Genomic DNA, 25594 nt, shown 5'->3' on the forward strand with positions numbered 1-25594 from the left:
GTGCTGATCCTGGCTTTGATCTGCTACCAGTGCTCTCCTCCCTGATCGTGAAGAAGGCTCAGCTGATCGAGACCGGGGGCTTCGGTGCACGCTCTTGCTGCTCGGGGGTGGGGTATGCCGCGGGTGCTGGGCGAGGTCTCGATGAGTCTTCGCTGCGTGGCCGGGCAGATCGACGAGGATCGGCCGTGGCTGACGACGGGCGTCGACGTCTTCGAGCCGTCAGTGCCGTGGCGTACGTTCCGATGGCGGCATGGTCAGAAGCACTACTCGGGCACGTACTGGTCCTCCACGATGCGTGACCATGTCGTCTACGAGTCACGGCTTGAGCTGACACGCCTGCTCTACGCCGACTTCGACCAGGACGTGACAGCGGTCTTCGCCCAGCCGTTCCTCCCACCACGGTGGACGATCGACTGCGTCGCCACGTCCCGGACTTCCTCGTTCTGCGGGAGAAGGACGTGCCGCTGGTCGTGGACGTCAAGCCGCGACACCTGCTCACTCGACCGAAGGTGTCCTTCGCGCTTGGTTGGGCCCGCGAGGTGGTGCTTTCCCGGGGCTGGGACTTCGAGGTGTGGTGCGAGCCGCCGGAAGCCGAGCTGGCGAACTTGCGCTTCCTCGCCAGCTACCGCCACGACTGGCTCTTCGACAAAACCTTGCTGGCGGAGATCCGCGAGGCGGATCTGTTCGGGGCCTTGCTCGGCGAAGCCTTCCGCGCCTTTCCGCACCATCTGGAGTGGAGAGTGCGGGCGGCTGTTCTGACGCTGTTGTGGTGCCAGCACTTCGTGACGGATCTGGCCGTGCCTTTGTCCGAGCGCCACGAACTGCGGCAAGGGCCGACTGCGGTGGCCGGATCAGGGAGGCGCGATCTGCCACCCCCGGTGGAGGACGGTCAGAAGGACCCCGGCCCCGGCGGGGACGAAGCGACCCAAGGGCTGGTATCTCGTTTGGGAGGGCGTGTGAACGGTGCCGCAATACGTGTCGGGGTGGGCACGAGGTTGAGGTACGACGGTGAAGTCGTCACGGTGGAGGAGATGTTCGGCTCCGCCGCTGGCAACGAGGTCCTGGTACGTGATGGGCCTGGCCGTCGGTTCCGCTTGTCGCTGCGAGAGGTGCTCGCCTCTGGGCGGGCGTCTGTGATTCCGAGTGAGCCCGGCCCCGCATCCGACGATCCGCGTGAGACGGCCTCCGTCGTCCTGGCCCAGCTCACGGAGGAAGAGCTGGACGCGATGCGTGAGCGGGCGGCCCACATCAACGAGGTCCTCTACGGGTTTCGGTCGGGCAGCGCCGAGCTGCCGGCGCCGGGCGAGCCCCGACCGCAGTACGCGGCGACGGTGCCCAAGCTGCAGCGGTACGAGGCCAAGGCCGCCGAGCTGGGGGTGAGCGTGCGCACCATCAAGCGGTGGGTGCGGGCCTTCCTGCTCGACCGGGAAGTCGGTCTGGTGCATGGCGGGCCCGACCGTGGGGACGGCACCATGGGCGGTCTCGGGCGGGCTGATCCTCGGTGGGTGGAGATGGCCCTGGAGATCATGAACGAGCACGAGAAGGAGTCTCAGCCGACCCGGGCCAAGGTGATCCGTGCGATCGGTCCCCGGCTCGCAGCCCGCCACGGCGAGGGCGAGGTGAAGCTGCCGAAGCGGGCAACGGCCTATCGGTGGCTTGAGGAGCTGGAGCGGCGGCAGCCGACGTTCCGGCTGAGCATGAAGCGAAACCGGGACATCGCGGCCCGGCCGCCGGGGACGTACGGGAAGCTGCGGCCCACGCGGCCGGGCGAGTACCTGCTGATGGACACCACGCGCCTGGACGTCTTCGCGCTGGACCCGATCACGCTGAAGTGGGTACAGGCCGAGCTCACGGTGGCGATGGACTGGTACACCCGGTGTATCACCGGGCTCAGGGTGACCCCGGTGTCCACCCAGTCGATCGACGTTGCGGCGGTGCTGTTCCAGGCCTACCGTCCGCGCCCGGCGGGCAAGGACTGGCCCGCGCACGCGGTCTGGCCCGATCACGGCATCCCCCGCGGCGTGTTCGTGGAGCGCGAGTCCCTCGATGCGGACGAAGCCAAAAGCGGCGGCAAGGCAGGGGCCGCCGGTCCGGCCCTGGTGCCGGAGACCATCGTCGTCGACCACGGCAAGCCCTTCATCAGCGAGCACATCACCTCCGTCTGCCAGCGGCTCGGCCTGTCGATTCAGCCTGCTCGCCTGCGGACAGGGCGGGACAAGGGGCCGATCGAACGGTTCTTCCGGACCCTGCGTGAAGGGCTGCTGGAATCACTGCCCGGGTACAAGGGACCGGACCTGTTCTCGAGGGGGGAAAGGCCAGAGGACCAGGCGTTCTTCTTCCTCCACGAGCTGGAGGCGATCATCCGCGAGTGGGTGGCCTGCGTGTATCACGTGCGACCCCATGACGGGCTGGTCGATACCCAAGTGCCTGGACTGAGGCTGTCGCCGGCGGTGATGTTCGAACACGGCATGGCTCGCGCCGGATACATCGAAGTTCCCCGCGACCCGGCGCTTGGATTCGAGTTCTTGAAGACGCAGTGGAAGCCGATCCACCACTACGGCGTCGAGATCCGCAAGTGCCGCTACAACGGGCCCGGCCTGGACGGCTACCGCGGTGAGACAAGCCCCTACCCGGGGCCCAAGGCCAAAGGTCTGTGGCCGGTCCAGGTGGATCCCGACAACATCAACTACATCTACTTCCGCCGCTTGGACACCCGGCGCTGGCACACCCTGGAGTGGGAACACGCCCCGGCGGTGAAGTTCCCGATCAGCGAACAGGCCATCGAGCTCGCCCGGAAGGTGGCGGGAACGAAGCACCGCTTCCCCGACGACGAGACCGCCGTCTCCGAGCTGCTGGAACGCTGGCATCTTGGCCTCGGACTGACCATGACCGAGCGGCGGCTCGCCTTGCGGCAGGCTCGTGAACAGTCCGCCTTCGACCTTCCCGACCGCGAGGACACCGAGGTCCGCGCGCTTCCCTCGGTCGCCCGGATCCTCGCCTCCGGTGAGGAGGACGTCCCGGACGGGCGAGACGAGGACGAGGTGGAGCCGTACGCGGGCCTGGCCCCCGGAGACGATGACGAGGACGACGAACTGGACGGCCAGGACCCGGCCGATGACTTCTACACCGGCGCTCTGGAGGACGCATAATGCCGCCCCGCCCTGCCGACCAGCCCGAGGACGCACGCCTGCGGCTGGACAACCTCACGCTCTCCCGCAAGGAAGGACTGCGCGCCCTGGCCGACGCCGAGCCCCGCCGGCAGCCGGAGCTCCTGACACCCGCACAGATCTCCGACCTGAGCGATTCGGCACGGATCAAGTACGAGCATGGCCGGAGTGTCTGGCACGCCAACCTCGGACCACTCAAGACTCCTCAGCTCGAAGCCCTGCACGAGGACCTGTGGGACATCATCGCCAGCAACCAGCAGGACGGCGACAAGGCCAAGGGAGCTATCGCCGTGGACGCGTTTCCCGGACTGGGCAAGACCACCGCGGTGCTCGACTTCGCCTTGAAATACCACCGGCAGGAGATCACGCGGGCTGGCGCCTTCACCACCTCCGGCCACGAGCGGTGGCCCGTCTGCCGCGTCGGCCTGACCAGCAACATCGGCATGAAGGACTTCAACCGGTCCCTGCTGGAGTTCTACGCACACCCCGGCCGCACCACCGGCACGGCCGCCCTGTTCGTGCAGCGGGCACTCGACTGCTTCCTTCGATGCGAGACAAGACTGCTGATCATCGACGACCTTCACTTCCTCAAATGGCAGGACCGCAACGGAAAGGAGGTCAGCAACCACTTCAAGTACATCGCCAACGAGTTCCCCGTCACCCTGATCTTCATCGGGGTCGAACTAGGCAATCGCGGCCTCTACTCCGAGGCCGACTCCAGCGGCGACATCACCCTCGCCCAATCCGCGCGCCGCACCACGCCGCTGACCATGGACCCCTTCGTCGTCAACGACGACGAGCACCGAAGGGAATGGCGGAACCTCCTCCTCGCCCTGGAACAGCGGATCGTCCTGGCCAGGAAGTTCCCCGGCATGCTCGCCGACGAACTGTCCGACTACCTCTATATCCGGACCACCGGCCATATCGGTTCGCTGATGACGCTCATCAACCGGGGCTGCCTCGGCCAGGTCCTGCTGTGCACGCAGGGGTCGCGGTACTGCCCTGAATGCCTCAAGGAGAACGGTGGCCGGTGGCAGCTCTCCTGGCGGCTCGGCTGTGCCTCGACCCGGGCGTACGCCTGAACCTGGGCCACCCGCCTCCGGTGCCTGTTCCCGTTCGGCGATGTCGACTGGCCTGGGGGCGGCGATCCGGTATCGCAGCAGCGGGCCGTACTCGTCGACCGGGGCCGCCGCAGCGTGGACCGCTTCCGCAGTTGGAAGCACGGCACCGGGATGACTCCCAACCACAGAGCGCAAGGTCATGTACAACGCGGCTGGATGATCGGCGGCAAGGAGGGGGACTGAGATGGCCGCATCGCCCCGGGGAAGGGATGGCGGTCCTCAGCAACAACTACCACCTCCGCCGACTGAGGATCTTCCTACGTGTCGCTGGCTACCCGATGTTCGCCACCGCCTGCGACGAACACGGCCTCAGCCGGACCGCGGTCAACGAAGCCTTCAAGCAACTGGAGGCGGACCTCGGCGGCCAACTCGTCGAACGCGCGTCCAAAGGCCGGTCCATGCAGCTCACCGAATTCGGGCAGCGTGTGGCCCAGGCGGTCCTTCCTCTGGCCGATCAACTCGGAGTTCGCCCCGAAGAAACCGAACGCCTGCGCCGCGTTCTGTGAAGCGTCCCGGTAAGTGAACGCATCGTGAGGTGTAGGGACATGAAGGTGAGGCAGAAGGGCTGTGTTCCGCAACTGAGACTCGCCCGAAACGCCAGCTCAGCACTCCAGAACGGGGCTTCCGGATGTGGTACAGCTCGGAACCTCACATGCGGCAGTTTTCAAGCGGCGTGGCTACGCGGCAGCGCTCAGGGTTCGTCGAGTTCGACCCGTTGCTCTCTCGGGATCGCGTCAACGTCGCCGTCGGCATCAAGGGTTTCCTCTGTCCAGGTAATGGTTGCTTCTCTTATGCCGCGTTTCCGGCGGAGGTAGCTCTTGATCTGATCGGCGGCCACGTCAACCGTGATACCCACAGGGATCGTCAGCAGGAGAGACACCAGCTGGTCTCCCCCTCGCCGCCTGTTCTCGGGATGATCACGCAGGCCGATTCCGTTGTCGGAGACGGGTGCGTCTACCGCACCGGCTGCATTCGCATCCGCCTGGATGGCGGAGACGAGGGCCTCGGCGTTGTCGGTCTTTAGGTCGAGGAAGTAGTCCATCGGTGCTCTCCCAACCATGTCCGTTCAGGTGGTCCTGTGGCTCGTCGTCGCTCTGGGGTCGCCCACCACGAACCAGGGGGACCACCAGGATGCGTGCGTCGGTCGCGGGTGGTCGCAGCCAGCGATGAGGGCCTTGACGTGGTCGACGCGTAGTCTGCGGCGCATGGCCTGTCGTGCCCAGGCGACCGCCGGACCGACCGCGAGCGGTCGGTCGGGTGTTCGCCATGGCCGGTCCGGGCCTTTGCCGTTCAGAGCCGACACGAACAGGTCGGCGAACAGCACGCCGGCCGCGTCCGGAACAGGGGCCATGCTGACCACGGCGGCCTGGGCGCCGGTCACCACGATCAATTGGCGGACAACTCCGAGGAACTCGTTGTTCTCCTCCCTGGAGAAGTCGCCCGCGCTGCATCCGGTCAGCAGGAGGATGTCGGCGCCGAAGGTGCGTCCGGCGATGTTAAGAAGGTCGGTGGGCCTGGTCCAGGTGCCGTCGCGGGACAGCAACAGCCCGTGCGGCTCCGCGTGGCATGCAAGGTGCAGCAGCCCCGCACTGCACCCGCGCTCCAGGAACCCGCCGCAATCGGCACTCACGAGAAAGTCGGACCCGGGTTCATCGGCGAAGTGGTTCGATCTGGTGGCCTCCACTTCCTGGTCCACGAAGAGGAGGCCTTTACCCCCGCCGTCACAGGCCACGCCCAGGTAAGCAGTGTCCCGCCCGCCTCGTTCTGAGCTTGGACGATGGGCGCGCAGATGACGCAGAACGCCCGCTGCTGGAACGATGGTGATCGTGCAGCGCTCACCGAGCGTGAGGTTGGAGTTGGACGGGTCCGGACTCGGTACCTGGTGCCACGGAACGCCGAGGAGAAGCGAATCGGGAGAGATGATCAGTGTGTCGATCTCGTCCGGGACCGGCCCGAGCAGCTGATCCGCACTAGGGAAATCGTTGCTGGGTAGTACCTCGCCCAGGCGACCAGCTCTGACGGCCGCGGTGGTGAATTCCGAGGTGACACCCGTGGCAAGCCCGGCGGTGACACTTCTCCGGGTCACTACGGTGCGCAGGGGAGCGGGGTCGTTCCACCGGTAGCTGATGTACGCTTCGCCCGGCTCCAGACAGGTCTGCAGTTCCTTGGGGGTCACCGGAGAGGTGCTGAGCAGTTCGATCCGCTCTGGTGTGTCGTGATAGATGCGCTGGAACCGTCTGGCCACCTGCCGGTCGATGCCCTCCAGCTCGTGTTCCTTACGGCGGAGCCCTTCTTTCATCACCTGGACTTCGTCGTCGGAGCGTGTGATCAGTGTTGCTTTGATCATTTGCTGGAGGTCGGATTGTTCTCGGGCTAGACCCTTTCTGCGCGTCATCAGCTCCGACAGGGTGCCGTCGTCGGCGGCCAGTCGGCTCCAGGTTTCGTCCTGCAGGTGTTGGTCCTGAAACGAGCGTCCTTTGGGCGCCTCACTGAGCAGCCAGATGATCTCTTGCCACAGCGGGTGCTGACCCATGGTGGCCGCCGACCTGCTTACCTTGCTGGTCAGGATGCGAGTTCCGTTGGCGATGATGGTCCGATCGTTGATCTCTCGGTCCCTGGGTATTCGAAGGCTCGGCCGGGCCTGCTCATAGGTGTGTAGGGCATCGACCGCGGTGGTGATCCACTCCGCGCCGCCGGTCTGCGTCAGCGTGACGGCGGCCGTCATCCCGGCAGCCGCTGACTCCACCGGGCGGTCCGCGCGCGTGAAGGCTTCTGCCGCACGACGGAGGGCGGGTACGCTCCGAGGGTCCGGCGGGCCGCCGACCACGTCCGTCCGAAGGGCCTGCCCGGCCATGAATTCGGCCATTCCCCTTCCCCACCAGTCGTCGGCTGCGCCGAGGTATTCGGCGGCTATATCGCACGTGGAGTAGCACTTTTCGCGATACTCGGGTCGGAGCATTCCGAGCCAGTTGTACTCATAGGCGGCCTGGTACCAGCACCGTCCCGCATCCCCGACAAGTCCGACCGTGCGGAATAGTTCAGCCGCGTGCTCGTACTCCGCCGCACGTTCCTTCCGCAGGTCAAGAAGGGCCGAGGTATTGCCGGCCTGTACGAGGCTCTGTGTGGCTTGCCGGCCACGACCCAGACTCTGCGCCCGCTGATAGCGGCACTGCGCCTCCATGCGGGTGTTCCCGGAGGCTGCGTACTGATCCGCCAGCTGAAGGAACCGGTCCGCGGCCGTTCGTACGTCAGTCATCCAGCGTCGCCCCCAAGCCCTTCGCTGCCTCCTCTTCGAGGTCGGCAGCACCGGGTAGACCACGCACCAGGGCCAGCACCTGCTCGTATTCCTCGGCCGCCGAGTCAAAGTCCTTCAGGATCCGATGATTGTGCGCGAGGGCCAGCCGGAAGGTCGCCTCGGTGCGGCGGTCCCCCAGTCGGCCTGCGACGTCCGCGGCTTGCGCGGCCGAAGCGAGGGATCCCATGGGGTCTCCGGCCGCCAGCCGCGCCTGCGTCCGATACCGGAAGGCCACCAATCGGAACGTGAGCAAACGCAGACTGTCGGTGTGCTGGGTCGCGGCAATGATCTGGCTGCTCAGCTCGGTGTCGGACCACCGGTTCAGGTCGGCCAATGTTTCCAGCTTGGCCGCCGAGGCCTCAAGATGCCCGGCCTGGTCCTCCGCCTGGCCGAACTGGCCGATGGCTCGGTCGAACCACAGCAGACTCTCCTCGTGCCGGCCGTCGACTGTCAGAGCGTGCCCACTGCCTAGGAAAGCCTGGGCCGCCGGGGTCACGAGTCCATCCTGCTCGAAGATTTCCCCTGCCCTGCGAAGCTGTTCGAACGCTGCGCCGCCGCGTTCCAGTTGAAATAGGTATCTGCCGAGCTCGAATCGGGCTGCAGCTTCCTTCCCTCGGTCGCCCGACTGCAAGAATTTTTCAGCGGCGGCTGCAAGGGTGGAAAGTTGTTGATCGGTATACGTGCCACTGCCGCTCATTTCGATCATCTCCGAAAACGGCGAACTTGGACGCGGGCTGGGCCGCGGGTGGGATTCCCGCCGAACCCGTCCTGATGCCTTCTCTCTCTTCAGGCTATCCACATCGTGGGAGGGCTTGCAGCGTGAACCGGGGGCTGCTCCGTCGGTCAGGCTCCGCCCGGAAGGACGCTCGTGCCCGGGCAACTAGTCCCGGCCGGGAAGGGGGGCGTGTCCTCCGTCGTGGTGTAGCCGATCACGGTCCGTCACCTCCGCTTCGGAGCCGTCCGGTACGTGCCGCTGCGGGCCGTCGTGCGATCACCGTTGGTCCCTGCTCGGCGAGCCTCAACAGGGCCTCCGGCGAGGGCGATTCGGGCCGCGACCGGGGGATTGCGCCGGCTTGATCGGCTACACCACTCGGCGGGACACCACCGGAAGGGGCTGCCCCTTCCCGGACAGCCTGGCATCGTTCCCTAGGAAACGAACGTCTGCGTGAGGTCCTGTGAGCCGACAGCCCAGAGCGACGCGTTTACGACTGGTCTCCAACGGTCGACTCGGAAAAGGACATAGACGCGAGACAGATGTGCTGTAGCTCCGGAGTGAGAAAGCCGAGAAAGCCCAGTTCAGCACACAGGAATAGGACATTCTGAATGTGAACCTACACGACTGTAGGTTCACATTCCTTGTGTCCTGCACTTAATTCTCCATGGCCCGCGTCTGGCCCATGGGGCATGGAGATGAGACGTGTCGGTCGAGGTGACTTATTGAGGCCGCCAAGCGCTTATCCAACGGTAGTTGAAGGTTCTCGGCCATCAAGGCGCCGATTTTACCCGCCGCTTCAGCCATTCTCACGGCGAGGCTGGTCCTGCGGCGGTCGCGGCAGAGCGTCGACGAGCGGCTTCAGCGCTGCTTCCAGCAGGTCGGACTGCCGGGCGGGTCGGCTGGGATGCAACCGCATGACATGGAAGACGTGGTCGCGTACGGCGGCGTTGCGCAGGCTCCCGGACTGCTTGCTGCGCAGGATATCCAGCATGCTGGGGCCGGACTCCTCTTGGATGCCTTCGATCATTTCTAGCTCTTCGATGTCCACGATTTCCACCGGATCGATGTCCGGTGCCTGAAACAGTCCGCGCGCGCGGGCGCGCTCACGGATCACGGTGAGGGTGACCGGGTTGACGGGGAAGCCCTCGGGCAGTACGAGCAGCGGCAGGTAGCGCCGGTCGGCGATAGCCGCCGTGCCGGTGAGCGCGGCTTCGTCGCGGCGCAGAGCGGCGATGGTCGCGTCGATCTGATCGAGTTCCTCGATGAGCTTGTCGATGTCCTCGATCTGTGATTCGCCGGGAACGGCGGTGACGGCTTCACGGCGCAGTTGGGAGGTCGTGACCTCGATGACGATCCAGGTGCCGGGGTAGTCGATCGCGGCGTCGGCGATGCGCTGCCCTTGGGCGGCATAGGCCACCTGGAGTTCGGCGTCGTCGTAGACCCGGCGGGTGGTGCCTTCGTCGCTCGTGATCCTGTGCAGGACTTCGCTGACGTATACCTCGCTGAGGTGGCGCAGGGTCGATTCGGCCCGGGCCGCGAGCTTGCGGTGGCCGGCGGGCTTGGTGCGCTCCGGCGGCGGGGACTTGATGTCCCAGATCGGCAGCCATCCGAAGGCACGGTTGAGGAGGTGGCGGGGGTCGAGGATGAGTAGCTGGCCCTCGGGCAGGTGCAGCACCGGCCACTGCTGGAAGGGGTCGAAAGACCATTCGGTGCGCTGTTCGGGCTTTTGGCCACGTACCGCCTCCCGCATACCCGACAGGTCAGTGCTGATCAGCGCCAGCACCGCCTCGGCCTGCTCGGCGGGTATGTCCAGGCCAGCCAGTTCGCTCGGCTCGATGACACAGCGGCCGGATGTGGTGACCATCCACAGGTAGCCGGCAACGGCCGCCAGGTACTTGAACTGAATGCCCGTGCTGTCCCGGTAGGCCTGGCTGAGGTCGACGATGCCCGGCTCGCCCTGGTGTTCGGTCGGCAGTTGCAGCCAGCGGCGCGCATAGCGGGCCAGGAATCCCGCAACGGACCAGTTGTGGTTGAAGTGCTGGTTGGCGATGAGCTCCCGGCCCAGCGTGCCAGGCTGGTCCCCGATGACAGTCGGGCCGGAGTCGGGGAACACCCCCATCGTCTGGGTGAGGGCGAACAAGGCGCCCACGAGGTCGCCCTCTTCCTTGCCTTCGGGAGGCAGGGTGTCCGGCGAGGTCTCCATGGCTCTGCGGGCCACGAGCATGAAGGCCTGGGGTGCGAGGAGTCGGCGGGTCTTGTCTTGGAGCAGGTTAAGAACACGACTTCGGACTGGTTCATTGAACACCAGGTTGGCGAACCCATGGTCGACTGAGGCGACGGTCGCACCGGGAACGGCCAGGGCGTTGAGGCCCATGGCACAGAAGCGTAGAACGCCTTCCAGGGGAAGGCGCTGCAGCTGGCTTTCGGTGTAGCCGGAAGCCAGCTGGAACCCGAAGATCTCTCCCGGGGTGAGGAAGACCGCGGTCAGATCGATCGGCGCCGGTTCCTTGGACGAGGCTGGGACCCACAACCCACTGGGGCGTTCGTTCCAGCGCGGGACGAGTGCCGTCACGGTCGATCCCTGCAGCACCGGGTTGCCTGCCGACGGGTCGGCCAGATAGCTGGTCCGCAGGGAGGCGGGCTCAGCCTCGGCAAGTATCTGGCTCATGGCCTCAATCTGCTGAGCGAGGCGGTCTCCGGCGTCCATCGGCGCTCCCCTTGTACACATACCGCTGGCCATGGACTCGGCTGCCAGCATCACGATCTAGCCGTTATTAGGATCGATGGCGAGGAGGGGCGGAGCCAAGCGAATAGCCCCAAGGCATGCCTTCTCCAGGTCCAAAAGGGACAAGATCGTGAGACGTAACGTCGGCCCTTAGTGAGACGCATGAGAAAGCCCCAGGCCACCGCAGCGAGGCGGGACATTTCATTTGGGAACCTACACCAGGCCATCGAACGAGAGAACGACGTGGCCTGATCAGCTGCGATCAGGACGCCGGATCCTCGCCCGGCGGGATGAAGGCGTCGGCACCATCAGCGTCCTCGACATGCCCCTGGGCATCGACCGTGATGGCCGTCGCCCGCCCCTGCGACGTGATGAGCCAGGCCAGCACCTGTTCCGTCAGCGGCGTTCCCCCTGGTCCCTCGTCCTTCCAGTGCACCCGCCACCCTCCACCTGGCACGGCGGCCACGACCTGGTCGGCTCGCTCCAGGTGGGAGAAGTCCTCATAGTCCGTCACCGCACGCAGGGCGCCGCGCTTGGGATCGACGACCAGGGCCGTCCCGGTCGCCTGGTCCCAGCCCTCCACACGCACCATGCGGCCGACTCGGTGTCGGTGCCGTTGAAGATCGCGGTCCAGCCGGTCTGATTGAAATAGCGAAGAGACACCGCGCCATCATCTCGAACCACGACGCTCGCGCTTCACAGGGCTCCTTGCTCTGCACGTTCATCCGTACGCAGCTCTGCACATAGACGAGTACGCCGACAGCACCCCTTCAGGCCACCGTCCAGGAGTTGGTGCGGTCGCCGGGGCACGCTGGGCGATCGAAGAATGCTTCCAGGCCGCGAAGAACGAATGCGGCCTGGACCAGTACGAAGTCCGCCGCTACGTGGGCTGGTATCGGCACATCACTCTGGCCATGCTCGCGCACGCCTTCCTGGCCGCCACGGCACACCAGCCCTCGGAAAAAGGGGCGGAACAGGTGAGACACCCGGGGCGATCGGGCTCACAGTGGCGGAGGTTCGGCGACTCCTGGCAGCTTGTCGTGCCCTGCCCCCGCACCTGAGCGGACACCGAGGACTACACCACGCGCTGAGCTGGTCGAACTGGCGCCGCCGACGCCAAGCAGTTGCCCGCCGCTGTCACTATCTGCGGCGTTGTCGCACGATCGAGGGGTGGTCTCCGTGAGACCGCCCCCGCACGTTCGAAGTCCCACTACACTCCCGCCACCCGGCGAAAGACCAGGTCAGGCAGCGAAATCCTGCTGGAGTACTAGCCGACCTGCCTCGCGTCGCCGAGAACCGCGATCCCACCGTGAGAGCAGGGGACACCGGGACTGCCTCCGAGGTGATGCCAGTTCTCATCAATATCCCTGCCCAGCCCGGCCGACGCGGCAAGCCATCGCACCTGTGGGTCAGTTCTCAGGACCGCGAGCGGTACCTCGACGCCACCAACGATGCGGTGGCATTTCCCGAGCCCCGGGCCGTCGACGACAGCAACCCCGCCGAACCGGAGCCCCTCCAGCTGAGCCGCGAATGCTCCTCCCAGCGAAGGGCGGACGACGAGAAGAAGCGCGGCAGCGTCCCTCGGGACACCGTCGCTATCCTGCCTGCGGGCACCACGGTGGCAGGCCCGCACGTGCCCCCCGCTTCGCAGCAGCCCCCAGCAACGGAGGCTGCTCCACCCGCCGTGCCAAAGATCTCTCCCGGCCCGGCATACCGCCTTCCGCCGCAGATGCCTCCCACCCGCGGTCACGCCCCGCCCGGACCGCGGGACCACGGTACGGCAGTTGAACTGCCCGCCTGCGGCCATCGGGCCGTGCGCGTCCTGCCGCGAGCCCGCCCACCGGTACGGCGAGGGAGGAAACCCCCTTGTGCTCAGCATGCCGACATCGCTGACCTATGCCACCTCGTCGGTCACGTCCGGGCCGTGGCGTGCGACGCGGACACCGAACGTCCGGCCCGGGCGGCGGACGATCCCGGAACCCGGGCGTCAACGCCGGGGCAGCAGGTTCCCTTCTTTCGGTGATCACGTAGCGGCCAATGCGGTGACGGCGCCGGTCGCCAGACTCGCGGCCGTGGCAGATACGAACGACTCGGACTCTCCCCGTCCCGCCTCCGACAGCGCAGCCGCCGGGGCGGGCCGGGCGACTGCCGGCACCCGCCGGGTCCGGTTCCCGCTCGTGTGGTGGCTCCTCGCACCATGCCGGGGGTGCAACCCGTTGGCGGGTGGACGAGCTGCTTGCTCGCCGGCACTCTTGCGGCCTCCAGCGTCCGCCGTGCATCCTCGACGGTGAGGTGATCGTTGATCGATGCCCGCCGAGGCATTCGTATCGCCGTCTCGATCCCCGCTCCGCCGACGGTGCCCAGGGACGGCTGGATGGAGCGCCCAGTCTACGTTTTGCGGTAGATGGAGACGTGCTGCGTACTGGAGGACGTCAGCGGGGATCCGCGCCAGTCCTGTGCTCGGGAGAGGGGTGTGAGGCCAGCCAGGGCGGCCATCAGGTCCAGTTCCGCTGGCCAGATCCATCGGACGTGGCAGGGCAGCATCTGCACGCCGCCGCCGGTAATGCTGATCTCCTGGAATCTCACGGTCTGTTGGGCGGTGTCGACCACCGTGGCCGACACGGACAGGGCGTCGTCTGTGAGGTCTCGGATCTTAAGGTTCTTGCCGCGTAGGAACCCCGCGAAGATCTGCGGGTGGGTGGCCTCGGCGACGAAGGTCCCGCCGGGCGCCAGTGCCTGGGCCACGTTCTGCAGGCAGCGGAGTTGATCCGCCTGCGACTGCAGGAGGTGCAGTGCGCTGTAGGGGGCGTAGACGAGGGAGTAGGAGTGGCCGGTGTCGTGGTAGTCGGCCATGTCGCCGACCGTGACGGTGATGGGTAGGTCGGCGGTCTTCTCCTCGAGCCGTTTCGCCATGGTCGCGGAGAGCTCGATGCCGTGGACTCGGACACCGGCTTGGGCGAGGGGAACGGCGATTCTGCCGGTGCCGATCCCCAGTTCCAAGGCGCTTCCGTCGGTGGCGAGTTCGGCCAGGCGGGTGACGGCTCCGTCAGGGGCTGCGGTTTGGCCGAGGAAGCTCTGGTCGTAGTGCTGGGCCCAGGTGTCCCAGAGCTTTTGCTCGGTCCACTCCTGCCCGTTACCCGAACCGGACATACGGTTACTCCTTGAGGAAGAGGGGGCGGGAACGTCAGACGAGTTACTTGGCGCTGGTGGAGGCGAACATCTCGCCGCGTTGCCGCATCCGGTTCTCGGAGTAGGACCGGAGCTGGGGATCCGTCGCGAACTGGGCGTCGACCCTTTTCCGGACGGCCCGGGCACCCTCGGGGGTGGTGATGTCGAGGCTGTCGACCATCAGGTTGTCGTGCAGGTAGCGGTAGAGATAGACATCGGGCAGGTCGTGCGGGTTCAGGTCAGCGCGGATGCGCTCCGCGGCTGCAGCGGGGACCTCGGTGAAGCGGGTGTGGGCTCGGGGCAGCGGATCCTGGAGCGGGTAGGCGTCGAAGTTGGTGAACTCGACGCGGGTGCCGTTGAGATAGGCGACCTTGATGCGCTTGCGCAGGCAGAAGTTCACGGCTTCGGCGAGCTTCTCGATGATCGGCTCTCCCTTGTCGTTGAGGGAGGTGTTGCAGAGCATCGGAACCCCTGTCGCCTGATGGAAGGCGGAGATGAGGGTGTGCAAATGCGGGTTCTGGTCTCTGGTGAGGGTCTGGACCCGGGCGGAGTAGTCCAGGTGTGCGACGGCCGGGATCTGGGTGCGCCGGGACCCGCGGATGGTGAAGGTCTCCAGCATGTACGGCGACGGGCGGGCGTCTTCGAACCAGTCGTCGATGTGCTCCTCGAGCACGACGGGGGCTACTGGCCGCCACCATTCGCGCTGCTTGTGCTCGTTGAGGAGCTCTTTAGAGGTGTAGGTGGTGGGGTCGGCGATGAGACTGCGGTTGCCGAGTGCGCGAGGACCGATCTCGGAGCGGCCGTGGAACCACGCGACAGGGCCGGCCCGCAGGTCCTTCACAGCAGTGCTGGCTGTATATGGCGTGGTGCTGACGATGTAGGGCTGGTGGTTGGACAGCACATCGTCAAGGCTGTCGTCGCTGCTGCCGAGATAGGCGGTGGGGAAGCGGAAGGAGAACGGCTGGTCGCCACCCTTTTTCAGGAACCCGGCCAACGCCATGCCCACCGACTGGCCGTCGTCGCCCACGCACGGGGGCGCGAGGAGCTCCTTGAACCGGTACTTGTTCATAAGGTGGCTGTTGGTGGGGCAGTTGAGTGCATACCCGCCGGCGAGAGCGAGACGGGTGTCGGACGGGGTCAGCCGGTGCCGCTCCAGGGCCCGATCCACGTTGCGCTCCATGATGCGCACGGAGATCGCCTGGACTTCCTTCATCACCGCGCTCACCAGGGACTCCTCCGCAGAGAACTCCGGGTCGCTGATCAGGGTGGCAGTGACCTGGTCGACGATCTGCGCCAAGGCGGTGGCCGGGGTGGTCATCGAGGTGATGTCGTCGAAGACGTATGTGGCCAGGATCTCGTCCTGGTCGCAGACGCCGTGCGCCTTGGTCGCCGTGGCCAAGGCCATGAGGGTGCCTTCGCGTTGGTCGAAGCGGTCCTTGGCGGCACCGTAGAGCGGTGCCGGCGATTCCACCGGGAAGAGGCTGACTTGCCCGTCGCGGACGACACCGCCGGCGAACCACTTCGGCTTGATCGAGCGCTCGATGACGAACTCCGGCCCGCGGTCGACGGCGAAGCCGAGGGTGGTGCCGTGGAAGTACTTGTCGGTGTCGAGGAGCAACGCGCTGTAGAGGTGCGCGAGGGCGTGGTAGGCGAGATCGGGCTCATCGTTGCCCAGGTGGTAGTCGCTGACGGTGTCAATATCCGGGGTGCCCCAGATCGCCGTCATGTCCGCGAGGGTGAGATCGTGCTCGGCTAGGCGCTCTTGGAGGAAGTCTTCCAGGTGCGCGCGGTCGAGGAAGGGCGTGCGGTGCTGCTTCAGGCCGCTGATCCGCTCGATCTCCCAGTGGGCGAGCAGCGTGACCTGCTCCTGCTGCTTGCGCCACAAAGAAACGTTCGCGTCGTGCCGGTAGGAGGTGTTGAGGATGCGTTGCAGGCCAACCGGGTTGACGTATACCGAGAGGCAGTAGCCGTCCTTCATGGGATCTCCAACAGGTTGCGGGACACGCCGAAGCGGTCAGTCCTTGAGGGTGAGTACGACTCCGTACCCGCCCCCGGTGTCCTCGATCACGTGGTGTAGGCGCCAGGGCGTCGGTACCAGGAGTTCCCGCAGTTCGGGCAGGGAGAGGTAGAGGTAGTCGAAGTACGGCGTGGCCAGGGCACCGGAGCGGATGCGGATGCGGAGCTGTCCGGCCATGCGGCCGGCCTCACGGTTGGCTTGGTGATAGTCAGTGTTGATCTTGCCTTTAGATGTGTACGGGTCGCGGCTGGTAGCCAGAACCCGTGCACCGGGTGCGGCGACGCGGGCCCACTCGCGCAGGGTGACCAGTGACTGCTCCCGGCCACCCAGGAGGCCGAGGTTCGCGCCGAGCGCGAGGATCGTGTCAACGGACGCGTCGTCGCACGGCAGGTCGTGGGCGGTACCGAGTTGGGCCGGCACCGACTGCTTCTCGCACAGTTCGACGGCACCGGGGGAGGAGTCCACCCCCATGACGGACAGGCCGCGCTGCTGGAGGTGCAGGAGATGGCGGCCAGCGCCGCAGCCGATATCGAGGACCCGGCCGCGGGCCTCGGCGAGCAGCACCTGTTCGCGCTGAGGCCACTGCTTGTGGAGGGCGAAGTACTCCGCCGCGTCGCAGGCCCCGGTGAAGCCGTCGGAGCGCTCGATGATCTCGAAGACGCGTCCCGGTTTGCACTCGGCGTTCCAGACCCGGCTCAGGAGGTGCCCGAAGGCGTCGTCGGTGTCGGGCGGGAGGTGACGGATGGGTTCTTCCCCCATGAGCGGGCTCCTGGCGGTGTGATCTTGCGGCGGGCATCGCCTGCCGTAGTGCGGGTGGGTTCTGCTGGCCCGCAAGGGAAGCGGCGCAGCAGATCCCGGCCGGATGGTCAGGCGAGGGCGAGGGCGCCTTCTCTGACGAGGCGCTGGCAGAGCAGCAGGCTTGAGAGGGCGTCGAGTTCGGTGCTGACGCTGGCGCAGGTGAAGACATCGGCCGCTTCGGCAATCGCGGTGAGGTACTTCTCGGTCTGTGCGGGGCTCTGGAGGCTGCGTTGTCCGAAGACAGTGTGCACGGCGCCGTCGCGGGCGCTCACCTGGAATGGCACTGCGCGTTGCAGACGTGTCTCGGCGGTCACCGTGTCGGAGGCGGCGATGGCCGTGAGGCGGCCGGTGGCCAGGGTGCGCTGACGGGGGACGATGGAGCCGATGTGTGCGTCGACGAACTCTGCGAGGTTGAGGCCGCGCAACGTCTCGGCGAAGCCCTCGAAGTGGGGGGCGAGATGCTCAGTGATCTCCGGCCGGCCGTTGCGCAGGGCGGGCACCGGACCGGTGAGATCGGCGTCCTGGCAGTAATGCTCAAAGGCCCGCAGCAGGACCTTCGCAGCCAGCTTGTCGTAGCGGGGGACGCTGAACTGGATGGTCTGATGGATGGACAGACCAGCCTCGCTGGTGTGCACGACGTGCGGGGTGCCCTCCGGGATGTAGAGCATGTCGCCGGGCTTCATCACCAGGCGGCGTATCTGGGCGTCCGGGGCGTTCTTCTTCTCCCAGAGCGTCGGGTGGATCTCCCAGTGCTTGATGCCGTGTGTCTGCATCACGATGATGTCGTGGGGGTCGGCATGCAGGTTGAAGGCCTGCGCGCTGGGTGGGGTCACGAAGAGGATCACACCGGCCCGGACGTGCGTCTCGGCCTCGAACTGCTCACACATGGCACGCAGGTTCGGAATGTACTGGTCGACCTGATTGAGAGTCAGCGAGGCACCGTTGGCGACGTGCTGGGCGACCTTGACCGGATCGGGGCTCCCCTCCGCAGCCAGCGTCATGACGCGCCGCACATCGGCAGTGCTGCCGACACTCTTGGTGCGGGCCTGCTCGCCTACGCTCATGTAGGTGGACGGGGGCAGGTTGCGGCCCTCGTTGCAGACCCACAGCTGGGACACGCGCAGGGTGCGGGAGTCAAGGAGTTGGTCGATGTCCTCGGCGGTCAGCAGCGCGGTGGTATCGACAACTTGCTCGGCGTGCAGGGGCCGCTTGCCCCAGTTGTCACCGATGGTCTGGACCAGCTCGGCCGCCACCTCCGTGCCCGGTGTGTAGTGCGTCGGTCCCAGGATGCGCGCGTCTGACGGCGCGTCGCTCGTCGCGAAGTCTGTCTCTATCAGCGGCTGGCCCACCGTTCGGCCCTCTCTTCATGATTCGCAGTGCGGATGGTCCCGGGCGGGCCTGGTCGCAGGGGCCGCCGTAGCGGGTTTGAGCAAAGCGGGGGCGGCGGCACCGGCACGCTGGTGCGACCGCCCCCGTCCCTGAGTGCTGCGCGGCGGTCGCAACCGCCTCACAGCATCACGCGAGGTCGACTTACTCCTCGTCGGCCCACGACGCCGACTCGTGGGCGATGGAGGTGGGGACGACCTCGTCGAACAGGTCGTCAGAAGCCTCGATGGTGTTCTCGGTGCGCATAGCACTCTCCTACGTTAATTACAGGGCGTGTAGGTACCGCATGAGCCCCGTGAATGAAGCACCAACTCACCGCAGGAAGCGGTGCCCGGTGTTGCGGCGAGAAGAACGTAACAACGCCACAGAAAGTTTCCAATCACTTTCAAGCCACCCCCTTTTTATCGGCCACGCAGTTTCCATGATCAACTAGTTTCGCACTTTGCTTAACATTGTTGAAATATTTATCGCGCCTGCGAAATCCCCATCCCTCAGGAGTGTCAAACGTGGGGCACATCACACTCTCCCGGACCCTTCCGGAGTGCGGACGCGGGCGTATTAATTTGCGGCAAAAGAGATCTTTGCCCCTATTGCCCCTCCCCTTGGCCTCACCGCCTCATGGCGCTACTATCGGGCTACTGAGCTGCACTTATCGTGTTCTTGTGAATCCTTCAATTGCGCTGAGTAAGGATGCTCGTGAGTGTTCATGTATTTACTGGCCCGACGGCCGTGGAGGATGCCGCACGACAGGAAATCCCCGGCTGCTTCATTCACCCTCCGGCCCAACATGGAGACTTCTTCCGTCACGAATTAAGCCAAGGGGATGTCGCCGTTCTCGTCGACGGCCTCTACCACGGCAACCCGCCGATCCGACACAAGGAAATACTCGAGAAAATGTCCTGCGGAGTCGTCGTGATCGGCGTCGCAAGCATGGGAGCCCTACGGGCCGCCGAACTCCACCAATTCGGAATGATCGGCGTCGGCCGAATCTTCGAGGATTACCGAGACGGCCGAATAGAGGCCGACGACGAAGTAGCAGTCCTCCACGCCGAGGGACCCGACTGGAAGGTCCTCAGCGAAGCGCTCGTCAACATGCGCCACCAACTGGAGATCGCCGCGCAGGCAGGCGTGGTAAGCCCTGCGGAACAGGACACACTGCTGGAGACGGCACGCGCCCTGCACTACCCCCGCCGCTCGTGGCGCGCCGTCGCCCAGGCCCTCCGCAGCCACCCCGACCTGCACAAGTCCGCCCGCCGGATGACGGAGTTCGCTGCGGCGGCTGGCGAACGGGCGAACCTCAAACTGCTGGACGCCCATGCCGGACTGCGTCATGCCCGCACCCTCTGCGAGAGGGCCGAAACCGCGAACCTCGCCGCCCCGCCGGACACCAACTGGCCGGACGGCTGGCGCACCGCCTACCTGCGCAGATGGAAGTACGAGTTCACCGGCGAGGTCCGGGAGGGGCGCCTTGTCAGCAGGGCCGCCCAGCTCGACTACCAGCGTCTGTTCGGCCCCGACCAGCCACAGAGGTGGAGCCGCTACGTCCTGTCGGCCATGGCCGGCCTGCCCCCGGACAGCGCCCTGCAGGAGCTGGAGGACAGGGCCCTCGCAGCTGCCGCCGCAGTGGAATTGCGGGCCGACCGCATTCCGCAGCAGCAGGCCGCCCAGTGGCTGACCGGCAACGAGCACACGGCGCTGAGTTCACGGCAGCGGATGCTCACTGTTCTCATTCGTTCCTCACGCATCACGGCGGACCTCAACGACGTCAGAACGGCAGGTTGGCTACTTCCTCAAGAAAGCGACAACATCGAACTTATTGCATCAAGCTTCGACATCAACGAACAGGTTCAGAGCACGGCATTCAGCAAGCACATCGACCACCTCAAACTCACCGTCCTCCAACGGCATTTGGGCCAGATGTGGGAACTCGACGCCAGCGTGGATGAAGCGGAAATGAATGCCGCAGCCCGCGACCGAGGGTTCGCCACCGCCGCACACGCCGCAGAAGCACTCCGCCCGTTCTTCCTGAGGGACTACAACCGGCGGCGTCAGGTTGGAGCCTGAGATGACGACATCCCCCCTGGTCAGCGCCCCCTCCGGCCAGAAGGTACTCACCACCGGCACCCACCGGGTACGCAGCCCCGAAGACACCTGGCAACTCATCGCCGCCCGGCTCCCCGAGTTCGGCATCAGCCGCGTCGCCGACGTGACCGGCCTGGACGTCATCGGCATCCCGGTCGCCGTGGCCTACCGGCCCCTGTCACGCACCCTGTCGGTCTCCCAGGGCAAGGGGCACACCCTGCTGCTCGCCAAGATCTCTGCGGTGATGGAGTCCGTCGAGATGTGGCACGCCGAATTCGCCTGCCCCCCACCACTGCACCACCGCACTCCCGCCCACGCCCTCAACCTGCCCTACCGGCTTGCCGATCTGGACCAGCATCACGGCAGCCTTCTGCACGACGGCAGTCCCCTGGACTGGGTCGTCGCCGACGGCCTCGTCTCTCTCGAACCGATACCGGTGCCGCATGACTGCGTGCAGCTCAGCAGCACCGCGGACCGGTCCTGGCAACCGGGCGGCCTGCTCGTCGCGAGCAACGGCCTCGCCTCGGGCAACTCCTATGCCGAAGCTGCCCTGCACGCTCTCTACGAAGTCATGGAACGCGATGCCCTCAGCCAACTCAGCGCCGCTCAAGGCGACATACGACGCAACATGCTCATCGAGACGATCGACGATCCAGTCTGTGTGCCCCTGATCGAGCACATCCGCAGCAAAGGTGTCTTCCTCGACGTGGCGATGATCCCCAACCAGTGGGGCATCCCTTGCTTCGCCGCCTTCGTCTGGAGCGAGGAGTTCGCCCTGCTGACCGCCGGCTCGGGTGCCCATTCGTCCGCCAGCGTCGCCCTCTCCCGGGCCATCACCGAAGCGGTCCAGAGCCGCCTGACAGCCATCAACGGAAGCCGCGACGACGTGACCGCCGCCTACTCCCACGTACTGCGGGGCGCCACCCAATGCCCCGTCACCGACCCCCAAGCGGAGGATTACCAGGCGGCGATCGCCGGACACCAGACCGCCTTCAGCGACATCGAGGACGAACTCGCCTGGGCCTGCCGCATGGTCAGCGAGACCACCGGCCACGAGCCCATGGCAGTGGATCTCAGCACCAGCAAGGACTTCGCCGTCGTCAAGGTCATCTGCCCTGGCCTGAACAACACCACGCGGCACGTCGTGCTGCGGCCCGACTACACCCCCGCCCCTTGACCCGCCTAACCCCGTCGAAAGCTGCCCCACATGACACGCCAGAGCCCGCCCACCCCGCCCGACCGCGCCTGGCGCCGTCCCTACCTCCGCTACGTGGCCGGACGAGGCGTGTCCACCGCCGGCACCAACCTGGTGAACGTGGTCATGGCATTCGCGGTCCTCCAGGTGGGAGGCAACGGCCTCGCCGCCGGCCTGGTTCTGGGCTGCAGCGTGCTTACCCAGACCCTCGTCCTGCCCTTCGGGGGTATCCTCGCCGACCGCATGCCCCGCAAGGTCCTCGCCGTCGGCGGCAACCTCCTGATCGCCGCAGTCCAGGGCCTGCTGGGCACCCTGCTGATCACAGCCCCGGAACAGACGGATGTCTGGATGTTCGCCTGCGCCGCAGCTGTCACCGGAGCAGCCACCGCGACCGTTCAGCCAGCCTTCCAGGGCCTGATCGTCGAACTTGTGCCCCCGGCCGCCCTGCAGAAAGCCAACGCGTCCCTGCGCCTGGTCCTCAACCTGGCCCGCATCGCCGTACCCGGCGTCGGCTCTCTACTCGGAGCCGCCTTTGGCTTCGGACAAGTCCTCCTCGTCGCCGCCCTCTCCTTCGCCGTCTGCTCCGTGGTCCTCAGCGGCCTTCAGCTGCAAATGATCCCCCGAGCCACCACCTCCGTCTTCCACGGCGGACGGGAAGGATGGCAGGCGTTCTCGAGCCGCCCCTGGCTATGGGGCTACGTACTGGCCGGAACCCTCGCAGTGCCGCTGTGGCTCGCGGGCTACCAGTTGCTGGGCCCACTGATCCTCTCTGAGCAGCCCGCAGGAGCCTCCCACTGGGGCTGGGCGGTCTCCGCGTTCTCGGCTGGCATGGTTCTGGGCTCGCTCGTGGCCCTGCGCTGGCGGCCGCAGCGCCTCCTGCTGGCCTGTGTTCTGGTGCAGCTGCTGTGGCCGCTGCCCCTCGGAGTACTCGCCGCAGCGCCGGATCTCCCCTGGATCCTCGGCTCCATGCTGGTGAGCGGCATGAGCCTGGAACTCGCGGTGGTCTTCTTCGAGACCGCGAAACAACAGCAGGTGCCGGAGCATCTGATCGGACGCGTCACATCTCTGACCATGCTCGGCGAGAACGCTCTCGTCCCGCTGGGCTTCGTCCTGGCAGGCACCGTCGCCGACTGGATGGGAGCCCCCGAGGTCATGTGGCTGTGCGCCCTTGGCATCCTCCTGACGAACCTGGTCCTCCTGCTCCTTCCCAGCGTGCGCCACCTCACGGCGCAAGCCGAACAACCCGCACCGGTGGCGGCCGAAACGGCTGGCAGCAGTCCCAAGCCGTGAGCGCGCGTTGCCCGCCGACGTCGAGTTCGCGGGATGTGGCACGACTTGGCCGATACGAACTCGACACCGTGGTCGCGGATCAATCAGGCGGCGCGAATGCATCCACCAGCTGACCTCGCGCTTTCACGAAGCGGGTTGTCCGACGGGTGGTCATCGGCCGCTCCGACAGTGAGCAGTGGACGGCGAAGCTCAAGGACTCCAGCGGCCTGGTCGAGAACGCGAAGAAGGCCGTGGCAGCCGTTTCCAAGCACTGCGAGGCGATCCGGTCCCTGGTGGGGCCGGGCAGGGAGATGACCGCCGACGAGCGGGAGGACTGGCAGGACGAACTTGAGAAGGTGCAGCCCCACCCGGCGGAGGCCGGCAAGTACCTGCGGGAGCTGCGGTACTGGCCGACCGACACCGGCGCGAAGGCCAGCGGCATCGGCGACTTCACCTTCGGGACGGAGCAGGGCGAATGACCGGCTTCGCCCCGGAGGCGCGCACACGGCAGGCGGTCGCCGGGCCTATGCTCCGTCCGAAGTACATCCCTCTTCTCGTCCGCGCCCTGAGCGGCTTAGCCTCGATCCACCGATGTCTTTCGGAAATGATCTTGTTATGGGTTCTTGAGCCGGTTTGGGGTTAGTGGTTTCGGGTGGGCGGGTGGTAGCTGCTGGTCTGCCCAGATTTCACCGTCGACTGCCCGGAGCTCGATCCCTCCTGGGACTTCGACTTCGACGACCACGGCAGGATTGCGCCTCGGCTGCCCCGCATCGCCGCCCTCTGCTCGGACTGAACAGTCGCCCCTTGGCAGTTGACTGCAGGAATTCCTCGACCGGCCCGCCAGACGGGCCCGTCTCGTCGGAAGTCCCGAGGCGTGAGGAGCGGTGCGCGGGCGGCGTTGGAGGCTGGGCCCGCGGCAGTCCAGGAGCGGGCCAGAGTTCGAGCAGCAGGCTGTGGCGGCTGCCGAGGCGATGTGGCGGGCGAGGGCCGTGTGAGGCCTGTGGCCAGGGCCGGTCGGCTCTCCTGACGCGCCCCCACCACCTGGTCCGTCCGGTGCTCGCTGCCCCCGGTCAACGCCACGGCGGCGGGTCGTCATGGGTGAGGCCGTCACCGGAGGTGCGTTTGCTGCGCGCTCGTGGCGCCGAGGCGGTCGCCCCTGTCCTGGTTCTGGCCGGTCGTGCTGACGCGGCCGTGTCCGCCTGCCGGGGCCGGATAGAGTCGGCGGGCCAAGATCGCTAAGGCTGGGGAGGGTCCATTGGGCGGGGCGGCGGGGGATGTACGGGCGTACGAGCTGTATCTGCTCGCGGCTATGGCCGGGCGGGCGCCGGACGCACTCGTGGACGCGGCGCTCTACCGGCTGCGAGCAACGCGCAGCGAGATGCGGCGCGAGAACCGGCGCGTCAATGATCGGCTTCGGCTGAGGCCCGGCGGGGTGGACGCCTGGGTGGGGATCCTGAGCGGGGCTCGGATCGAGGGCAGCCGGACGACGGACGGGAGCCGGGTGAGCGAACGGCACCGCTTCGCGACGTGGCCGGACTTCGAGTACGAGATCGAGTACGACACCGGGGGCATGGGGTGGGGGCTGAATCGTGCCGAGTTCGTGCGGGCTGCCGGCTCGGTACTGCCCGACGGACCGCCGGCCCCCTGGACCTGGCTGAAGGCGGAGACTCTTGGCGAGTACGAGGTCCTCCGGGAGATCGACACCTGGGGCAGCTACGACTCCTACGCGGTCCGGGACCGCGACGGCGCGTATATCTTCCTCAGCTTCAGCCACGGCCTGTTCCAGGAGGTCGCACCGCTGGAGGTACTCGACGGACAGCCCGTCGCCCAGCTACGGAACGACGAATAGCGCGCCGCTTGTTGGGCCGGCGCGCCGACGCGGGACCCTTCAGGGTCGGTCCGTCGGCGGGAGCAGCGCGAATGCCGTCGGCGTCGTCGGAGGCGGGACAGGGCTCCCCAACCCAGCGGTGGACCGCAGGGGCTGCTGTCGGCCGCATCCACTACGCCGCCGGCCGTCTGCGAGCAGGGCAGGTCGGGTTCGGTGCGCTGCTGGTGGGCGCGGAACAGGTCGCCGATTTCAGCGAGTTCGTCACGCGGAGGGCAGAGGAGGACTTGAGGCCAGGTCATCGGGGGAACGCGTGGTCCAAGGCCGGGGTCGGGCCGGACTGTGTCTGAGGGGACGGATCGTTTCTTCGGTGAACTCGTTCACTCGCCAGGCTGAGCCGTAGGCGAAAGGGCATGTCGCGGTGGCGGGCGAGCCGGTATCCCTTGGCATCGTGATCAAGACTTTGGTGCGCGGTCTCGCCGCGCTCTCCCTCTCCCTCGTCCCGCTGATCGCCCCTGCTCCGGTTCAGGCCGCCGAAGTCGCCACGCTCGCCGACGCACTGGAGCAGATGCACATGGCGGAGGAGTCCCGCACGGGCTACGCACGCGACAAGTTCAAGCACTGGAACGCCGGCCTCGACGCTGCCGACGGCTGCAACACCCGCGCCGAGGTGCTGCTCGCCGAGGCGAACGAGGCGCCGGCGGTCGCCGCCGGCTGCAAGCTCTCCGGCGGCGAATGGACCTCCTACTACGACGACCAGGAGGTCACCGACCCCGCGAGGCTCGACATCGACCACATGGTCCCCCTCGCCGAGGCCTGGGACTCCGGCGC

The 25594-nt window shown here is 66.7% G+C and carries 17 protein-coding genes and 2 pseudogenes; 10 read left to right on the forward strand and 9 right to left on the reverse strand.

Annotation, left to right across the window (positions count from 1 at the left end; all coding sequences use genetic code 11):
• Window positions 1-401: 401 nt before the first annotated feature.
• From AB0M39_RS31265 to AB0M39_RS31275, 3 genes are all read left to right on the forward strand, one after another.
• Window positions 402-3149 (forward strand): TnsA-like heteromeric transposase endonuclease subunit, encoded by a 2748-nt coding sequence (locus AB0M39_RS31265; protein WP_365369638.1) that lies wholly within the window; start codon window positions 402-404, stop codon window positions 3147-3149.
• Complete coding sequence (locus AB0M39_RS31270; RefSeq protein ID WP_365369640.1) at window positions 3149-4249, forward strand: TniB family NTP-binding protein; 1101 nt, start codon at window positions 3149-3151, stop codon at window positions 4247-4249. The genes AB0M39_RS31265 and AB0M39_RS31270 overlap by 1 nt, the downstream gene beginning before the upstream one ends.
• A gap of 248 nt (window positions 4250-4497) precedes the next feature.
• A complete protein-coding gene (locus tag AB0M39_RS31275; RefSeq protein WP_365369642.1) occupies window positions 4498-4794 on the forward strand; it encodes a LysR family transcriptional regulator in 297 nt (98 codons plus the stop codon).
• A 185-nt stretch (window positions 4795-4979) separates the two neighbouring features.
• On the opposite strand, the gene AB0M39_RS31280 is transcribed toward AB0M39_RS31275, so the two are convergent.
• The 5 genes from AB0M39_RS31280 to AB0M39_RS31300 all read right to left on the reverse strand — a co-directional run bounded on the left by AB0M39_RS31280 (window position 4980) and on the right by AB0M39_RS31300 (window position 11615).
• Window positions 4980-5330: a hypothetical protein gene (locus AB0M39_RS31280; RefSeq protein ID WP_365369644.1), complete on the reverse strand. Its 351-nt coding sequence runs from the start codon at window positions 5328-5330 to the stop codon at window positions 4980-4982.
• 24 nt (window positions 5331-5354) lie between these two features.
• Window positions 5355-7544, reverse strand: a complete 2190-nt coding sequence (locus AB0M39_RS31285) for a CHAT domain-containing protein (protein ID WP_365369646.1) — start codon at window positions 7542-7544, stop codon at window positions 5355-5357.
• Complete coding sequence (locus AB0M39_RS31290; protein ID WP_365369648.1) at window positions 7537-8289, reverse strand: hypothetical protein; 753 nt, start codon at window positions 8287-8289, stop codon at window positions 7537-7539. The genes AB0M39_RS31285 and AB0M39_RS31290 overlap by 8 nt, the downstream gene beginning before the upstream one ends.
• A gap of 805 nt (window positions 8290-9094) precedes the next feature.
• Entirely contained in the window at window positions 9095-11005 is a 1911-nt protein-coding gene (locus AB0M39_RS31295; protein ID WP_365369650.1) for a hypothetical protein, read from the reverse strand.
• A gap of 280 nt (window positions 11006-11285) precedes the next feature.
• A complete protein-coding gene (locus AB0M39_RS31300) occupies window positions 11286-11615 on the reverse strand; it encodes a hypothetical protein (RefSeq protein ID WP_365369652.1) in 330 nt (109 codons plus the stop codon).
• A 205-nt stretch (window positions 11616-11820) separates the two neighbouring features.
• Here AB0M39_RS31300 and AB0M39_RS31305 point away from each other — a divergent pair.
• Window positions 11821-12084: pseudogene (locus AB0M39_RS31305) on the forward strand (IS701 family transposase); the annotation flags it as partial.
• Between the two features lie 1327 nt (window positions 12085-13411).
• On the opposite strand, the gene AB0M39_RS31310 reads toward AB0M39_RS31305, so the two are convergent.
• From AB0M39_RS31310 to AB0M39_RS31325, 4 genes are all read right to left on the reverse strand, one after another.
• Window positions 13412-14173: a class I SAM-dependent methyltransferase gene (locus AB0M39_RS31310; protein WP_365369654.1), complete on the reverse strand. Its 762-nt coding sequence runs from the start codon at window positions 14171-14173 to the stop codon at window positions 13412-13414.
• A 43-nt stretch (window positions 14174-14216) separates the two neighbouring features.
• Window positions 14217-16169 (reverse strand): carbamoyltransferase C-terminal domain-containing protein, encoded by a 1953-nt coding sequence (locus AB0M39_RS31315; protein ID WP_365369656.1) that lies wholly within the window; start codon window positions 16167-16169, stop codon window positions 14217-14219.
• Between the two features lie 36 nt (window positions 16170-16205).
• Window positions 16206-16967, reverse strand: coding sequence for a methyltransferase domain-containing protein (locus AB0M39_RS31320; RefSeq protein ID WP_365369658.1), 762 nt, complete (start codon window positions 16965-16967; stop codon window positions 16206-16208).
• Window positions 16968-17074: 107 nt separating this feature from the next.
• Window positions 17075-18355: a cupin domain-containing protein gene (locus AB0M39_RS31325; RefSeq protein WP_365369660.1), complete on the reverse strand. Its 1281-nt coding sequence runs from the start codon at window positions 18353-18355 to the stop codon at window positions 17075-17077.
• A gap of 733 nt (window positions 18356-19088) precedes the next feature.
• On the opposite strand from AB0M39_RS31325, the gene AB0M39_RS31330 reads away from it, so the two are divergent.
• The 6 genes and pseudogenes from AB0M39_RS31330 to AB0M39_RS31355 form a co-directional block, all read left to right on the forward strand.
• A complete protein-coding gene (locus AB0M39_RS31330) occupies window positions 19089-20456 on the forward strand; it encodes a TfuA-like protein (RefSeq protein ID WP_365369662.1) in 1368 nt (455 codons plus the stop codon).
• A 1-nt stretch (window position 20457) separates the two neighbouring features.
• Complete coding sequence (locus AB0M39_RS31335; protein WP_365369664.1) at window positions 20458-21651, forward strand: YcaO-like family protein; 1194 nt, start codon at window positions 20458-20460, stop codon at window positions 21649-21651.
• 30 nt (window positions 21652-21681) lie between these two features.
• Window positions 21682-22959, forward strand: coding sequence for an MFS transporter (locus tag AB0M39_RS31340; protein WP_365369666.1), 1278 nt, complete (start codon window positions 21682-21684; stop codon window positions 22957-22959).
• A 146-nt stretch (window positions 22960-23105) separates the two neighbouring features.
• Window positions 23106-23417, forward strand: coding sequence for a hypothetical protein (locus AB0M39_RS31345; protein WP_365369668.1), 312 nt, complete (start codon window positions 23106-23108; stop codon window positions 23415-23417).
• A gap of 776 nt (window positions 23418-24193) precedes the next feature.
• Window positions 24194-24787 (forward strand): hypothetical protein, encoded by a 594-nt coding sequence (locus AB0M39_RS31350; RefSeq protein WP_365369670.1) that lies wholly within the window; start codon window positions 24194-24196, stop codon window positions 24785-24787.
• A gap of 427 nt (window positions 24788-25214) precedes the next feature.
• Window positions 25215-25594: pseudogene (locus AB0M39_RS31355) on the forward strand (HNH endonuclease); the annotation flags it as partial.

It is taken from the genome of Streptomyces sp. NPDC051907, assembly GCF_040681075.1.
In the GTDB taxonomy this organism is placed as follows: domain Bacteria; phylum Actinomycetota; class Actinomycetes; order Streptomycetales; family Streptomycetaceae; genus Streptomyces.

Coding starts and splice junctions, on each gene's coding strand:
- AB0M39_RS31300 (WP_365369652.1), bottom strand. CDS start 11,615: ATGGTGCGTGTGGAGGGCTGGGACCAGGCGACCGGGACGGCCCTGGTC.
- AB0M39_RS31275 (WP_365369642.1), top strand. CDS start 4,498: ATGGCGGTCCTCAGCAACAACTACCACCTCCGCCGACTGAGGATCTTC.
- AB0M39_RS31335 (WP_365369664.1), top strand. CDS start 20,458: ATGACGACATCCCCCCTGGTCAGCGCCCCCTCCGGCCAGAAGGTACTC.
- AB0M39_RS31310 (WP_365369654.1), bottom strand. CDS start 14,173: ATGTCCGGTTCGGGTAACGGGCAGGAGTGGACCGAGCAAAAGCTCTGG.
- AB0M39_RS31285 (WP_365369646.1), bottom strand. CDS start 7,544: ATGACTGACGTACGAACGGCCGCGGACCGGTTCCTTCAGCTGGCGGAT.
- AB0M39_RS31270 (WP_365369640.1), top strand. CDS start 3,149: ATGCCGCCCCGCCCTGCCGACCAGCCCGAGGACGCACGCCTGCGGCTG.
- AB0M39_RS31295 (WP_365369650.1), bottom strand. CDS start 11,005: ATGGACGCCGGAGACCGCCTCGCTCAGCAGATTGAGGCCATGAGCCAG.
- AB0M39_RS31320 (WP_365369658.1), bottom strand. CDS start 16,967: ATGGGGGAAGAACCCATCCGTCACCTCCCGCCCGACACCGACGACGCC.
- AB0M39_RS31290 (WP_365369648.1), bottom strand. CDS start 8,289: ATGATCGAAATGAGCGGCAGTGGCACGTATACCGATCAACAACTTTCC.
- AB0M39_RS31315 (WP_365369656.1), bottom strand. CDS start 16,169: ATGAAGGACGGCTACTGCCTCTCGGTATACGTCAACCCGGTTGGCCTG.
- AB0M39_RS31280 (WP_365369644.1), bottom strand. CDS start 5,330: ATGGACTACTTCCTCGACCTAAAGACCGACAACGCCGAGGCCCTCGTC.
- AB0M39_RS31340 (WP_365369666.1), top strand. CDS start 21,682: ATGACACGCCAGAGCCCGCCCACCCCGCCCGACCGCGCCTGGCGCCGT.